14 protein-coding genes are annotated in these 15,000 nt (G+C 49.9%); 6 read left to right on the forward strand and 8 right to left on the reverse strand.

Features of this window, described 5'->3' with window-relative positions:
* Positions 1-17: 17 nt before the first annotated feature.
* From BLQ88_RS03110 to folP, 4 genes are all read right to left on the reverse strand, one after another.
* The gene (locus tag BLQ88_RS03110) at positions 18-1,292 is read right to left on the reverse strand and encodes a beta-propeller fold lactonase family protein (protein ID WP_090146630.1); all 1,275 of its coding nucleotides are present in this window, start codon (positions 1,290-1,292) and stop codon (positions 18-20) included.
* Between the two features lie 167 nt (positions 1,293-1,459).
* A complete protein-coding gene (gene rpsT, locus BLQ88_RS03115; RefSeq protein ID WP_090146632.1) occupies positions 1,460-1,723 on the reverse strand; it encodes a 30S ribosomal protein S20 in 264 nt (87 codons plus the stop codon).
* Between the two features lie 103 nt (positions 1,724-1,826).
* Positions 1,827-2,630, reverse strand: a complete 804-nt coding sequence (gene cdaA / locus BLQ88_RS03120; RefSeq protein ID WP_090146634.1) for a diadenylate cyclase CdaA — start codon at positions 2,628-2,630, stop codon at positions 1,827-1,829.
* Between the two features lie 37 nt (positions 2,631-2,667).
* Positions 2,668-3,519 carry a dihydropteroate synthase gene (gene folP, locus BLQ88_RS03125; protein WP_090146636.1) on the reverse strand — a complete coding sequence of 284 codons (852 nt, stop codon included), beginning with the start codon at positions 3,517-3,519 and terminating at the stop codon, positions 2,668-2,670.
* An 84-nt stretch (positions 3,520-3,603) separates the two neighbouring features.
* On the opposite strand from folP, the gene BLQ88_RS03130 reads away from it, so the two are divergent.
* The 3 genes from BLQ88_RS03130 to BLQ88_RS03140 are packed head-to-tail and all read left to right on the forward strand — an operon-like array spanning position 3,604 to position 5,797.
* Complete coding sequence (locus BLQ88_RS03130; RefSeq protein ID WP_176884887.1) at positions 3,604-4,149, forward strand: DUF1599 domain-containing protein; 546 nt, start codon at positions 3,604-3,606, stop codon at positions 4,147-4,149.
* A 30-nt stretch (positions 4,150-4,179) separates the two neighbouring features.
* On the forward strand, positions 4,180-5,271 hold the full coding sequence (locus BLQ88_RS03135; RefSeq protein WP_090146639.1) for a BT_3928 family protein: 1,092 nt from the start codon (positions 4,180-4,182) through the stop codon (positions 5,269-5,271).
* Between the two features lie 22 nt (positions 5,272-5,293).
* Positions 5,294-5,797, forward strand: coding sequence for a shikimate kinase (locus BLQ88_RS03140; RefSeq protein ID WP_090146641.1), 504 nt, complete (start codon positions 5,294-5,296; stop codon positions 5,795-5,797).
* A 52-nt stretch (positions 5,798-5,849) separates the two neighbouring features.
* Here BLQ88_RS03140 and BLQ88_RS03145 read toward each other — a convergent pair whose 3' ends face one another.
* Both BLQ88_RS03145 and BLQ88_RS03150 read right to left on the reverse strand, forming a co-directional pair.
* Positions 5,850-7,409, reverse strand: a complete 1,560-nt coding sequence (locus tag BLQ88_RS03145) for a porin family protein (protein ID WP_090146643.1) — start codon at positions 7,407-7,409, stop codon at positions 5,850-5,852.
* 106 nt (positions 7,410-7,515) lie between these two features.
* Complete coding sequence (locus tag BLQ88_RS03150) at positions 7,516-8,799, reverse strand: hypothetical protein (RefSeq protein ID WP_229212556.1); 1,284 nt, start codon at positions 8,797-8,799, stop codon at positions 7,516-7,518.
* Positions 8,800-8,989: 190 nt separating this feature from the next.
* Between BLQ88_RS03150 and proS the strand changes: the two genes are divergently transcribed.
* Both proS and BLQ88_RS03160 read left to right on the forward strand, forming a co-directional pair.
* The gene (gene proS / locus BLQ88_RS03155) at positions 8,990-10,465 is read left to right on the forward strand and encodes a proline--tRNA ligase (RefSeq protein ID WP_090146646.1); all 1,476 of its coding nucleotides are present in this window, start codon (positions 8,990-8,992) and stop codon (positions 10,463-10,465) included.
* A gap of 93 nt (positions 10,466-10,558) precedes the next feature.
* Positions 10,559-10,987 (forward strand): FKBP-type peptidyl-prolyl cis-trans isomerase, encoded by a 429-nt coding sequence (locus tag BLQ88_RS03160; protein WP_090146648.1) that lies wholly within the window; start codon positions 10,559-10,561, stop codon positions 10,985-10,987.
* 60 nt (positions 10,988-11,047) lie between these two features.
* On the opposite strand, the gene BLQ88_RS03165 is transcribed toward BLQ88_RS03160, so the two are convergent.
* Together BLQ88_RS03165 and dprA are read right to left on the reverse strand one after the other, a co-directional pair.
* The gene (locus BLQ88_RS03165) at positions 11,048-11,677 is read right to left on the reverse strand and encodes an AlbA family DNA-binding domain-containing protein (RefSeq protein WP_090146650.1); all 630 of its coding nucleotides are present in this window, start codon (positions 11,675-11,677) and stop codon (positions 11,048-11,050) included.
* 4 nt (positions 11,678-11,681) lie between these two features.
* Complete coding sequence (dprA, locus tag BLQ88_RS03170) at positions 11,682-12,809, reverse strand: DNA-processing protein DprA (protein WP_090146652.1); 1,128 nt, start codon at positions 12,807-12,809, stop codon at positions 11,682-11,684.
* A 108-nt stretch (positions 12,810-12,917) separates the two neighbouring features.
* Here dprA and BLQ88_RS03175 point away from each other — a divergent pair, with 108 nt between their 5' ends.
* On the forward strand, positions 12,918-14,741 hold the full coding sequence (locus BLQ88_RS03175) for an alpha-amylase family glycosyl hydrolase (protein ID WP_090146654.1): 1,824 nt from the start codon (positions 12,918-12,920) through the stop codon (positions 14,739-14,741).
* The last annotated feature ends 259 nt before the right edge of the window (positions 14,742-15,000 follow it).

Genomic DNA, 15,000 nt, shown 5'->3' on the forward strand with positions numbered 1-15,000 from the left:
CGTGTATTCCGAATGGATCAGGGGATCACACGCAATGTGTGTGCGCCTTTGGCTACGCTCACTTTCGCGCCCTGCTTTTTCAATGACGGGGTATCGCCCTTGGCCACCGACCAGAATTCCACGCCGCCGTTGCCGCTGCCATATTCGAGGTATTCGAACACCGACACCGCCAGGTTGGAACCATCTTTGTCGAAAGCTACACTTTGCGGATAAATGCCATCAAATGGATAATCGGCTACTTTGGTCAATGCACCGGTAGCAGCAACTTTGTATAAGGTAAGCGACGCGCCCGTGCCTGCGCCTGCTTCCGCCCATGGAGAGCCGCTTTTGCCCGCATTGGCGGTCACAAGTAAAGTGCCATCAGGGCTCAATGCGAACGAACCGGTATTCAAACCTGCGGCTGTCTGTCCTGCAACCTTGTGCTCAACCGCACCATCCATGGAGAAATCCACTACGAAAACTTCGCCTTCACCGGCACCTTTGCCTTGCGGACCTTTGGCGTCGAGGACGAGGTAATGCTTGCCGTCGGCCGTGAATCTTCCGAAAGAAGGATCAGCACCTACTTTCACCGGCTTTCCTACCATCTCCACGTTTTTCAGCTTTCCGGCTTCGCGGATCACTTTGTACAACCCTACCTCATTTGAATTGTCGAGGGTAAATGCAATGAAGTCACCCGACGGGTGCCATGAAATATCTACGATGCGGTTGGTCGTATCCAATCCAGCGGGTAGGTTCAGAAAACGTGCGGGTTTACCGTCCGGGCCCGCTTCGATAAACACGAGCTCTTTGCCGGTGTCATTTGTTGCAAGGATCAATTCGTTTTTGTTGACGTCGATAGAAGTCGGTTTTTTGCCAACCGGGAAGCCGAACTTGGCTTTCGGTGCCGCCAGATTACTAATGTCTACCACAAACAGCTTCTCCCCTGCCGGAAATTCCTTCGAAATGTCTTTGTACTCCCCAACACCGTCTTCCGGCCTGATCCTGTTTTCGAGCACGAATGCGAGTGTTCCGGTCGGTGAAACGGCCAATGTTTTGGAATATCCCAGCGCGGAATTGGAAACCAGTGCGCTCCCGAGGCCTTTGCTCCCTCTTTCTACCGGGATTTTAATGGTGGTAAGTTGGTCCTTCGATGTGTTGTCTCTTAATAGCTTCCCATCCACCAATGCGGAAGCTGCCAAATCGGAATCGGACACTACAACCAGACCGCGGGCATTGAATGTAATGGGTGATTGGGCTATCGCAGGGATGCTTCCCAACGCAGCCAAACCAGCAAATAATGCAACTTTTTTCATAGAAAAGATTTTAGTTTTGGGTGGTTCGAACAATTGAGCTTACATCAAAAAGAACCTTGCAGGGGCATTTATACCCGTGCAAGGTTCTTTTCAGAACTCGCAATATACGATAAAAAGAAAAACCCCGGCAAGCATTTGCCGGGGTTTCGGGTCACAGGAAGTAAAAATTACGCTGCAACAGCAAGTCCGTTGACGAATTTCGCCAGTTTAGACTTCTGGTTAGAAGCTTTCTTCTTGTGGATGATATTTTTCTTTGCCAAACGATCCAACATTGAAGATACAGTTTTGTACACGTCAATAGCTACTGCCTTATCAGTCGTTTCACGCAATTTCTTGATGTATGAACGGGTAGTCTTGTGCTGGTAACGATTACGCAAACGCTTGGTTTCGTTGGCGCGGATTCTTTTTAAAGCTGATTTATGATTTGCCATTTGTAATGAATATTTTTCTATTTCTCATTTCGGTCTGCAAAAATAGAAATTGCTTCCCAAAACGCCAAATTTCCTTTCAAAATATATTTAAATTAAAATAAAGCTACTTGGGCATGCGCTGAACGTCCGAGGCCAGGTACTCCTCGATCCGCGATTCCAGCTCATTATAGGGAATGTTACCATGCAGCTCACCCTCGACAGCCAGTGAAATTTTACCTGTTTGCTCTGAAATAACAATCACGATCGCGTCCGTAGCCTCGCTCATGCCCATCGCGGCACGGTGGCGGAAGCCCAGCGATGAAGGTACATCTACGCCGTCGGCAACCGGAAGCACGCAACGCGCCGCTTTCAGCACGCCGTCCACGATGATCACCGCGCCGTCGTGCAGCTCGCTATACTGGTTGAAAAGCGACACGAGCAATGGTTTGGAAACCCTCGCATCGAGCATTTCGCCGGTTTCGACATACTTACCCAAATCATCCCGCTTGTTCAGCACAATCAACGCGCCGGTGAAATTGGCAGCAATGGTTTTACTGGCATCGATCACCTCTTTCAGGTTTTTTACCTTGAAATCCATCATCGAATTACCAATGATCTTTTTGAGGAAACCATTATTGGTATAAATCGTCGATTTACCGATAATGAGCAGAAAGCGGCGGATTTCCTGCTGGAAAATCACGATCAAGGCCACCGCACCGACGCCCATAAAGTATTGCAGAATGGCCGTCAGCAAGCCCAGACCCAGCCCTTTGACCACCAGATAAAAGACGTAAACGAACAGATACCCCAGAAAAACCCTGCTTGCAATACTTCCCCGAACAAGAGTATATACCTGATAAAGAAGAATGGACACTAAAAAAACATCCAGGATATCAGCCCAATTGATGTTCAGAAAACCCACACGCATACGAAAGGTGATATTTTACAGCGACTAAATTACTATTTTAATTTGGATAGTTACCCGCGGCCATCCACAGTTTTACCGCTTCAACGGCAGGTTTCACGTCATGCACACGCAGGATCGAAGCGCCGCGCTCCAATGCAAGTGTGTTGAGCACCGTCGTGCCATTTAACGCTTCCTCGGGCGAAATATGCAAGGTTTTATAGATGGTCGTCTTGCGCGAAATGCCCACCAGCACCGGGTAACCGAGCAGTTTGAATTGCTCCAACTCCCGCATCAGTTCGAAATTCTGCGCAATGGTTTTCGCAAATCCGAAACCCGGATCGATGATCAGGTCCGCAACGCCCATACTTTGAAGGACCATCGCCTTTTCCCGCAAATCCCGGAGAATGTCCGGCACGAGGCGTTCGTAGTCCGTCAGCCCATTCATCGTTTGCGGCGTCCCGCGCATGTGCATTAATATGTACGGTACGCGCAGGCGGGCAACGGTTTCGAACATCGCGTCGTCGAGGTTTCCGCCGGCGATATCATTTATAATATGTGCACCTCTTCGAATGCCCCTTCCAGCTACTTCGGCCCGAAAGGTATCAACAGAAATGATGAGCTCGGGAAAATACTTAGCTAATGGCTCCACCGCGGATTCGATGCGATCGCCCTCCTCCTCCGCACTCACCTCACGTGCGCCCGGCCGGGTGGAATAGCCACCGATATCGATCATCCCCGCCCCTTCCGAAAGCATCTGACCGGCCTTGTCGACGATCTCCTGCACAGCATTGACCCGGCTTCCGGAGTAAAACGAGTCGGGTGTAATATTCATAATGCCCATCACCAGGGGCGTCGACAGATCGAGCAGCCTGCCCCGGATATTGAGCGTTTTTTTACTAACTTGCAACATAAATTCTTTTCAAAAACAGGCAAAGGAATGAATATCAAAGCATTCTCTTCCTACCGTCTGGAAGTCTCTAACTCATTTGAAACAGTGAAATCCACAGAATCGGAATATCAGGAAATCATTCAGTATTGCCAAGATCTTTTTACAAAAAAAAACAAGGACTACGGAACATCCTGGCGTATCCTGCGGCTACCTTCCATTACCGATCAGATCTTTATCAAAGCCCAGCGCATCCGCACCATTCAGGACAAAGGCGTGCAGAAGGTGAATGAGGACGTGTCTTCCGAATTCATCGGAATCATTAACTACTGCGTAATGGCGCTCATCCAGATCGGGGCGGCTGAGCAAAACCAGACCATCGACGATTCTGCATTAACAATTGTTTACAATCAGCAGGTGAACGAAGTGAAGGAATTGTTGTTTAATAAAAACCATGACTACGGTGAAGCATGGCGCGAAATGCGTGTGAGCTCCATGACCGATATCATTCTCATGAAACTGCTAAGGATCAAACAAATCGAAGACAATCAAGGACTTACACTCGTTTCTGAGGGAGTTAAAGCCGGGTACCAGGATATTATCAACTATTCGGTATTCTGCCTGATCAAATCGAATGCCTTGCAGACCAATTAAAAGCCACTTCAAACCGCCGTCCAGTTTGCAATGAAAATCTTTGCCCAGATCTCACGAGTTGTAGTAGGATTACTCTTCATTTTCTCCGGAATCATCAAGCTGAACGACCCCATCGGGACGCAGTACAAGCTGGAAGAATACTTCGAGGTTTTCGCGACCGACCTTCCCGCAATGCATGATTTCTTCATGGCACTCGTGCCGCTGGCGCTGTATTTCTCGGTTTTCCTTTGCACGGCGGAAGTCGTTTTGGGCATTGCATTGCTCGTGGCCTACAAGCCGAAAACCATTTCCTGGCTTCTCCTGGCGATTATCGTCTTTTTCACGTTCCTCACATTCTATTCGGCCTATTTCAACAAAGTGACCGATTGCGGCTGCTTCGGGGCCGCGATTAAGCTCACGCCGTGGACGTCGTTTGGCAAGGACATATTTCTATTGATACTGATTTTGGTGATCGTATACTATCGAAAGAAGTTCAAGTCCTACCCTACCGGCATCATTGTCGTGATCTCTACACTCGTCTCGTTGGGCGTTGCCGTTTACGCATTGCGTCACCTGCCGATCGTCGATATGCTGCCTTACCGCGTAGGCGCCAGCATTCCCGCGCAGATGAAACCTTCGGAGCCGCTGCGTTACCAGTATATTTTTGAAAAAGACGGCAAAACGCTTGAATACGAGCAATATCCGAGTGATACTACGCTGAAATTCAAGGAAATGGTGGTGTTGAATGAAGACGCGAAGCCGAAAATTACCGACTACAAAGTCTGGAATGATGCGGGCGATTTCACGGAAGGCACCTTCCAGGGCAAGAAGCTTTTCCTGATCATTAAGAGCCTTACCGACATTAACACCGCCGCATTGCCGGATATTAATAAGCTGATCAATGCAGTGAAAGGCAAAGGCGTAGAGCCGGTTATCCTTACGTCCGGTAACAGCGCCGATATCGAGAACTTCCTGTCGCAGCACCAGCTTACCGCACCTTATTATTATGTAGATGCGACGGTTTTGAAAACCATTTTGCGTTCCAATCCCGGCCTGTGGCTTTTGAAAGATGGTATTGTGAAAGGCAAATGGCATTACAACGACACACCTACCGCCGACGAGGTGGTGGAGCTTGCCAAATGATGTGACCGACACCTGATATTGAATGAAGAATATAATACTCGTCGGAATGATGTCTTCCGGCAAAACGACGCTGGGTAAAAAGCTCGCGCGTGCATTGAATTACCAGTTTGTAGACCTCGATAAACTGATCGAGAAAGATCAGGGAATGGAGATTTCAGTCATCTTCGCGCAAAAGGGAGAAACTTATTTCCGGGAAGTCGAAAGCCGGATTCTGAAAGAAACTGCTGCTCAAAAAGGCATTGTACTGGCCTCAGGAGGCGGAACGCCGTGTTTCTTTGATAATATGGAAGTAATTAAAGAAATGGGCGTCAGCATTTTCCTCGACGTTCCGGCCGAGGATCTCGCCAGAAGAATTGAAAACCACGGGAAAGACGACCGGCCGATCCTTTCAGGCGCAACTTCACTCGTCGACACGCTGCAACAGCGGATTACCGACCGGCTGCAATACTACTCACAAGCTGATTTTACATTGAAGGGCGAAATAGACGTCAGCCACTTACTGGAACTGATTACTCCTTTGCTTTAAAGTAAAAAACCTGCTCATCGCAGGTTTTTTAGCTATATGATCTACTAGCTTATCAAAAAGATACACCGCCTGTCAGCATCACGTTGATCGGCCGGTTTGTAATCTCGACGGACGCGTAATTTTTGGGATCTTTGAGGTAATAAGGTGTGTAAGCAGATTTATAGGTCATGAATGTACCTGTCAAATCCACAAAAAAGCGGTCTTTTCGTACGCCTATGCCCGCTGAGAACAGCAACTTGCTGCGATCGATACCATCGGATTGATCCAGGTAGGGATCTGAAATGTACGCCCCGCCGAGCCTTGCACGGAAGATATTCGCCCGGATTTCGCCGCCGAGGCGGAAGTTGGCGGTATTCCGGAATGTGTCTTTGATTTCAGCCTTTGTATTGTTCTTGAAATCCTTATTACCTGCATCGTCCAGGAAGCTTGTGTTAGCCCTCATGCCGGCGTAGCCATTGTACTCGATAGTAGCCGTCAGAAATCCTTTATTTTGGAAAAACACCGTCGCACCGACATTACCGCGCATTGGACCTATCAAAGTGTATTCAAAATCGTTGGGAGCAATGGGTAGCGAAGTGTATGGCGGAGTAATGAGGTTACCGTCCGCATCTTTGACTTTCCCACCGACGAAACCGGCCGCAACACTTTGGCTGTATGTCTCTTTAATCGCACTGATAGTCGGGCTGATCAGCGTTCCACCAATCTGGAACATGGGGTTGAACTTGTAAATGGCGCCCAGCGATGCGTTGAATCCGTTGCCGCGAACCGTAAAATCCTCAAACTGATCGATAAAAGTCAAAGACGGGCTGTTAATGTAGTCATCGCTGAACCGGGAAGAGTAATCATATTTGATCCTGCTGAACCCGATATTTCCCCCCAAATAAAACTTATCATTCAGGTTACCCGCGTAGGCGAATGTCCATTGAGATGTAGCCCCTTTGGAAGTAAAATCTCCTGACTGGTCCACAACGCTTTGCCCGTCGATCGCGTTGAACGGAGGGCCCGATGTGGTCGTAGGGTTGATCAGGTACATCTGGTAATAGGCTACTGGTAATGAGGAAGCTATCGGATTGCCCGCGGCGTTGTTTGTCAGGCCTTTTTCCAATTCGTCGATACTATAAGGAGGACTTGCATTGTTGGTACTCTCCAACACATTATCGATGTAAGCGCTGTTGTTGTTGCGCCCTCCATAAATGTACCCGTTTTGAAATGATTGCTGACGTGAAAAGGAAACACCGAATGACGACCGCTTCCATTTGCGCTGAAATCCCGGCTGACTGGCAAAGACGACGGAGGCCTGCGGGATGTTGAACAGGCTGCTGTTTTGCTTATCGGTGTTGCCCAGGTAACTCGCTGATGTTCCGGCGATGGTCACTGCCGGGCTTATCGTAAACTCCGAGCGGTTGTAAAACCCTAACCCTGCCGGGTTGCCGAAAATGGAACTGGCGTCACCGCCGATGGCTGCATGGTTTCCGCCAAGTGCCTGGAAGCGTGCGGTTCCCGTCTGATTGATTTCTGAATACCGAAAGGCATCGGTAGCATATTGAGCGAACGTCGCTGATGAAGTGAGTAGCGAAAATAATAGCGCTATTCCTGAGTATGGTTTAGACATGGCAATTGTTGCTTTATTTCAACACAATTTAAACGAAAACCCTGCAAAATTATGACATTTTGCAGGGTTTTCGACGTGACTATCTCTTTGCAAGGACAGTCGTAGATTATCTTGGACCTCTTGAAGAACGGCTTGAACTTCCGCCGCCACCGCCCCCACCACCAGATGGTGCGCTGTAACTTCTTGAAGGAGCGCTGTATGACGGCTGGCTGTAAGTCCGCGTCGGAGCGCTGTAAGATTCGCTTCTTTGGTTCGAATAGCTTCTGCTAGGCGTACTGTAATCCGACTGGCTTCTCGACGGCACACTGTATGAAGGTGCGCTGTAAGAAGAGGAGCCTCTCGAAGAACGTGGAGATGAATAGCTCGCACCGTTGGTGTTTCCGCCTTCCGAAGAATAGTTGCTCGAATTGGCAGAACGCGGACGTGAGTAATATACATTGCCACCATCGATGCTGCGTGAGCCGTATGATTCACCGCCGGTTCTTCCGCCGCCGTTCGCAACAGCATTACCACGGCCCGAACGGCTCGTTCTTGGCGAAGAATACGTGTCACCGGAAATTACCCGGTTGCCGTCGCGGCTTCCTCTCGTTGCAGCTTCGGAGCGTGAGCGGGACGAGTTTACGAAATTGGAATTGTAACGATCGCCGCCGCGGCTTCTGCTGGCATCTACCACACGTGGGCCGTAAGTTCTCGAAATACCTCTTTCAGGGTTGTTGATCACGATCACCGGACGGCTGTAAGCCCATGGTGAATATCCGTAACCACCGTAGAAGCCGTCGTAATAGCCTCCGTAACCTCCACCCCAGCCATACATGCTGTTGTAACCCCAAGGGCTGTAACCGAACGGATCATAGCCGTAGCCCATCATTCCGCCGTAACCCAGCATGCTTCCGTAACCCCATGGCGAATAGCCAAATGGCGAGTATCCGAAACCAGATCCGAATCCGAACCCAAATGAAGGACGCATCCTCATACCGCCGTAACCAAAGTTCAGCGATAAACCTGCGTAGCTACCCGGCCAGAATGAGCCTAAACCGCCATAGTAGCGATTGTTGTTAAAGCTGGCAGAATTATAGCCATCGACAAAGCCGGCATTATAGCCTACGTCTGACGATACCTGACGGTTTACAGTTCTTGACGAAAGATAGTTTTCGTCGTAGTAGTCTGCTGTGCCGTTTTCGGAATAGTTGCCTGTATAGGCGTAGTCCGGATTATCCGAACGGGAGACTTCCTGATCACCTCCGCGGTCTGTCAGCACGAGGCCTCCGCCGGAGCTTCCCCCGTAGAGATCGTCATATCCGTCGCCCGAGCGCGATGTATACTGGTTCGAAGTACACCCCCAAGCTCCCAACAGCACCAGCAAAGACAAATATTTTGCTTTATTGAACATACTCATGGCTTTTGAAGGATTAAAAGTTTGTTGCTAATATAGTTAAAAAACCTGTTCTCTGTACGAAGTAAACGTCCGTAACTATACATTAATTCCAAAGTTAACATAAAAAACTATCTTTGCAACTCCCTTGAAAAACAGGCCTGGATTAACGTAATACTCCATTTATATTCCAAAATAATACAAAGTAATGAGTAAAGGCTTACCAACACGCAGTGAAAACTACTCCGAGTGGTACAATGAACTAGTGAAACGCGCCGACCTGGCCGAAAACTCGCCGGTAAGAGGCTGTATGGTGATCAAGCCGTACGGGTACTCTATCTGGGAAAAAATGCAGCGCGCGCTGGATGACATGTTTAAGGAAACAGGCCATACCAATGCCTACTTCCCGCTTTTCATCCCAAAATCGTACCTGAGCAAGGAGGCCTCACACGTAGAAGGATTTGCCAAGGAATGTGCCGTGGTGACGCATTACCGCCTCAAAAACGACCCGAATGGTAAAGGTGTGGTGGTAGACCCGGACGCGAAACTGGAAGAGGAACTGATCGTCCGCCCTACTTCGGAAACGGTGATTTGGAGTACTTACAAGAACTGGATCCAGTCGTACCGCGACCTGCCGTTGCTCATCAACCAATGGGCGAACGTCGTGCGCTGGGAAATGCGTACACGTCTGTTCCTGCGCACGGCCGAATTCCTGTGGCAGGAAGGCCACACCGCGCACGCAACCGCACAGGAAGCGATTGCCGAAACGAAGCAAATGCTGGAAGTATATGCGCAGTTTGCCGAGGAATGGATGGCCGTGCCGGTTATCAAAGGGGTAAAAACAGCGAACGAACGTTTCGCGGGCGCCGAAGATACCTACTGCATCGAAGCGATGATGCAGGACGGAAAAGCATTGCAGGCAGGTACTTCCCATTTCCTGGGCCAGAACTTCGCGAATGCATTCGATGTGAAGTTCCAGGATAAGGAAGGCAAGCTGGATTACGTTTGGGGAACCTCATGGGGTGTAAGTACGCGTCTGATGGGCGCGCTCATTATGGCCCATTCGGATGATGCGGGACTCGTTTTACCTCCGAAACTCGCGCCTATCCAGGTGGTGATCGTGCCGATTTACCGGAATGAAGAGCAACTTGCTCAAATCTCCGAGAAAGTAGGCGAAATCACGAAAGACCTGAAAAAACTCGGCATCAGCGTCAAATACGACAGCAGCGACAATACGAAACCTGGTTTCAAATTTGCTGAGTATGAATTGAAAGGCGTTCCGGTTCGGTTGGCAATGGGAGGCCGCGACCTTGAAAACGGCACCGTGGAAGTTGCACGCCGCGACACCAAAACCAAAGAAACGGTTTCAATCGAAGGCATTGCAACATACATTCAGAACCTGCTGGAAGACATTCAGGAATCGATTTATAAAAAGGCGTTGACGTTCAGAGAAGAGAATACCTACAAGGTAGATTCATTCGAAGAATTCAACAATATCCTCGATACCAAAGGCGGGTTTGTCCTAGCGCATTGGGACGGCACTTCCGAGACCGAGGAAAAGATCAAGGAGGAAACCAAGGCGACCATCCGGTGCATTCCTTTGAACCAGGAAGCAGAGGAGGGCGTTTGCATTTACTCGGGCAAGCCGTCGAAAGGACGCGTGGTATTTGCCCGGGCATACTAATTTACATTTTCACGCATTCGTGAGAGTTTCCGCGGAAAGCGTTTCCCGGAAAGCCTTTCCGAATGCTTTTTTCAACCACATAAATATAAAACTATGAGTCAGGCAAAGGCTGGTGACAAAGTACTGGTACATTATAAAGGTACCTTGCCGGATGGACAACTTTTTGATTCCTCCGAAGGACGTGAGCCTTTAAGCTTCACTCTGGGAAGCGGACAGGTGATCAAAGGATTTGACGATGGCGTGACCGGCATGACGATCGGCGACAAAAAAACGATCAGTATCCCTAATGCCGAAGCATACGGCCCGGTTAATGATGACATGATCGTCCGTTTCGACCGTGCGCAAATCCCTGCCGATATTCCTCTCGAAATAGGCGGTACATTGAATATGCACCAGGACGGCGGCCAGGTGATCCCGGTTGTCGTTAGAGAAGTAACTGAAACTTACGTGGTACTCGACGCCAACCATCCGTTGGCAGGTCAGGACCTTATTTTTGAACTGGAATTAGTAGGTATCAACTAATTTTCACTCAAATGTTACTTGCGGCCGGCAACCGGAACACCGGGAATGCCGGCCGCATTTTTATTCCGTCCATTTGAGGCTGAAACTTTCGGGCTTTCCTTTGGATAGTTTCAGTAAAATCTGCCGCGCCGCAAGATCCTGCAACATTCGCTCGGCCCGTTTTTCGGAGATATTGATGATTTTGGAAAAAACTTTGGCCGTGACTGAATCGGTTTCTTTGAGATACGTAACCAATGTTTTGACGTGCCGCGTAGCCAGTAACTTTTCCGTCTCGCTATCGGCTCCATTGTAGAGCAGCAGCCTGGGGATAGGCATACTTTTGTCCTTCACACGAATGTAAATAATGCGCTCACCCTTTTCATTCAGCGCATGATGCGGCTTGTCTTCACTTTCACTGACGGTCACCCATAAAACTTTTTTGCCGTCAAGATTTAATGTTTTAATCTGAACCACCAATACCGGTTCGATCAGTTTCACCAATGCCTTTTCGAGCTTTTGTAATTCCCGCAGCTCCGATTGTACACCCATAATGGCACCATGATCAGCCACGCCGATCAGCAGATTGCCGCCCGAGGTGTTGGCAAAGGACACAATGGTTTTGGCAATTTTGAAAGGACTATCCACTGTCCTTTTGAACTCGGTAGTAAGCCCCTCCCCTTCCTTCACTAACTGAATGATACTTTTATCCATGCATTTAAATCAACCCGTATTTCTTGCCCGGCATCGACCGGACCATTCCCTGGAATTCGAGGTTAAGCAGCAATGTAGCCAGCCGGTTCAAATGAATGCCCGATTGCCAGGCCAGCTCGTCGATCTGCATCGCGCCCTGCTGCTTTAACAGCGAAAGTACCTGGCCTTCGTCCTGCGTGAAGCCTTCGAACGTCATCGCCGAATGATCCCCCGAAGTAACCGGCGCAACTTCCGGCATTCCTTCACCCCAACCCAGCGCCGCAGCCATATCAGCCACCGAAGTAAAAATTGCTGCTTTGTTATCGCGGATCAGGAAATTGCATCCTTCCGAATGCGGCTCGTTGATCGCCCCAGGCACGGCAAAGACGTCCCTATGGTAATTCTGCGCGAATTCTACGGTGATCAGGCTTCCGCCGGTCCGCCCCGATTCCACTACAATAGTAACATCACTAAGCCCCGCAATAATTCGGTTGCGCGCGGGAAATCTCATAAAATCCGGCTTGGTGCCCAATGCGTTTTCAGTCACGATACCGCCGTTGTCCTGCATTTCAAACGCCGTGCGCTGGTGAACAGCCGGATAGATCACGTCCAAGCCGCTGGCCATCACTCCTAACGTCGCCAGATTGTTGCGCAGGCAATGCCGGTGTGCAGTGATATCCACACCATACGCCAGCCCGCTCACCACAAGCGGTTGGTAAGGCACCAGGTCACGGATGATATTTTCGGTCACCGCTTTCCCGTATTCGCTGATTTTCCGTGTCCCGACGATCCCGACCGTACGTGGCCAGTTGAAGTCGGTATTGCCTTTGGCATACAATGCAATGGGCGCGTCGTAAAGCGGCCGGAGTCGCGCCGGGTAGTCGGGTTCGTTGAAGAAAAGAAGCTGTGTCCCGGTTTTGCGGCATTGTGCAAGCTCTCTTTCAGCCAGTTCCAAGGTGTTTTTGCCTAGAACCGCTTTCACGATCTTGTCGCCGATACCGGGGATTTTAATGAGCCTTTTATAATCGGCCTCGAAAACCTGGGTGGCACCGCCGCAGTAGCTGATGAGCTGGCGGATGGTCACAGCCCCGATGCCGGGCGTGTGCATAAGCGCGAGGATGCAGATTTTCTCTGCGTCGGAGGATGGATACATAGTATAGTGTGTTGGTTGAGATTTGCAACTGCCGACGCCTGGCATGCATTTTGCGAGTATACGTCAGCAGTTGATTTTCAAAAATAAACAATAATCTGAAAACCATATATGGAAAACCTCGAAACCGAAGTAGCCGAAACCGAGCAGCATTTTGAAGGCATGGGCGCCACCTGCCATCCCGAAGGGGTTTACTATCGCGTATGGGCGCCGCACGCCGAAAGTGTTTCGGTCATAGGAAGTTTCAACGACTGGGATGCCTCCGCCAATCCGCTGCAACCGGAAGAAAATGGCATGTGGGGCGCGCTGGTCGAAAATTCAAAAGAAGGGGACGAATATAAATATGTCCTGAAAACACCCGCCGGAGAACTGCACCGCAACGACCCTTATGCACTAAAAATGACCAATTCAGCCGGCAATTGCGTGGTCTACAACCACGAGTCTTTCGACTGGCAGGATGTAACTTTTCAAATGCCGAGCTGGCATGAACTGGTGGTCTACGAGCTGCATGTAGGCACTTTCCATGTTAAAGAACAAGGGCAGGTCGGAACGTTCTATACGGCTATCGAGCGGATTCCCTATTTAAAAGATATGGGTTTCAATGCAGTGGAACTAATGCCCTGCTCTGAATTCCCGGGTTCAAGGTCATGGGGCTATAACCCTGCTAACCCGTTTGCTATAGAGTCTGACTACGGTGGTCCGGACGGTTTGAAAGCATTCGTAAAAGCCGCGCACGAAGCGGGCATTGCCGTAATTCTCGACGTGGTATATAACCACTTCGGTCCGTCGGACCTCGACCTCTGGCAATTCGATGGCTGGCAGGAAAATGATGGCGGCGGCATTTATTTCTACAACGACTGGCGCTCGGAAACGCCCTGGGGCAACACCCGCCCCGACTACGGCCGGGGCGAGGTACGCCAGTACATTCACGATAATGCATTGATGTGGCTTAAAGATTACCGGATCGACGGCCTCAGAATGGATATGGTACCCTACATCCGCAATGTGAAAGCCAACGGCAACCCCGGCGACGACATTCCCGAGGGCATTTCGCTCATGCAATGGATCAACAAGGACATCCGCGACAGCTGTGTCAATTGCATTACCATCGCCGAGGATATGCACTCGCTCGATTTTATCACCAACTCGGTCGAAAACGGCGGCCTGGGCTACGGATCGCAATGGGATGCGGAGTTTGTGCATTCCGTGCGCGATGCGATCATTACCGCCAACGACGAGGACCGCAATATGGATAGCGTGGTGGCCGCAATCACGAATCGCTACAATACTGATTCCTTCCAGCGCATTATTTACACCGAATCGCATGACGAAGTCGCCAACGGCCAGGCACGTGTGGCCGAGGAAATCGCGGATGGCGATGTCAATAACTGGTATTCCAAAAAACGCGCCGCGTTGGGCGTAGCATTGGTGCTAACCTCTCCGGGCATTCCGATGATATTCCAGGGACAGCCATTGCTGGAAGACAAATGGTTCTCGGACAGCGATCCGATCGACTGGTCGAGGCTCGAAAAATTCAGCGGCTTTGCCGCATTGCACCGTGATATGATCCACATCCGCCGCAACTGGTTTGGCGTCACCAAAGGTTTGCAAGGGCAAAACGTCAGCATTATCAGGCAGGATAATGAGAAAAAAGTGATCGTCATGCACCGTTGGGACGAAGGCGGACCGAAAGACAGCGTCGTGGTAGTATTCAATTTCTCCACAGAAACCTTCTCTGATTACAAAGTAGGCTTCCCCCGCCCCGGCAAATGGCATCTGCGCCTCAATACCGACAACGAATACTACGACCAGGATTTCTCACACCTGGGCGTATTCGACATCGACACTATGGAAGGTGAAATAGACGAATGCGGCCAGTTCGGCTCGTTACAAATCCCGCCGTACTCAGCTTTGATATTCTCGCAGGAGGAGTGATTTTAAAGGGAGGCAAGGGAGGATGGAGGAAAGGGAGGAAGGCGGAAAGGAAAGGCTGGTGCGGATAATAACAACAGGAGGCCCCGACGGGGCCTTTTGTCATATATTCTCGTGTGTTTCTATAAACAGGTAATGCCTCCGGCATCGGGCGCCATGCCTGAATATCAGGATGCTCAATTTCGAAGTGCCGCGGAGCGGCTTCCTGTTTATAGAAAATAAGTAGATCGAAAACATCGCGAGACCCCAGCGGGGTCCCCTA

The sequence above is a fragment of the Dyadobacter soli genome, from assembly GCF_900101885.1.
Taxonomy (GTDB): Bacteria; Bacteroidota; Bacteroidia; order Cytophagales; family Spirosomataceae; genus Dyadobacter; species Dyadobacter soli.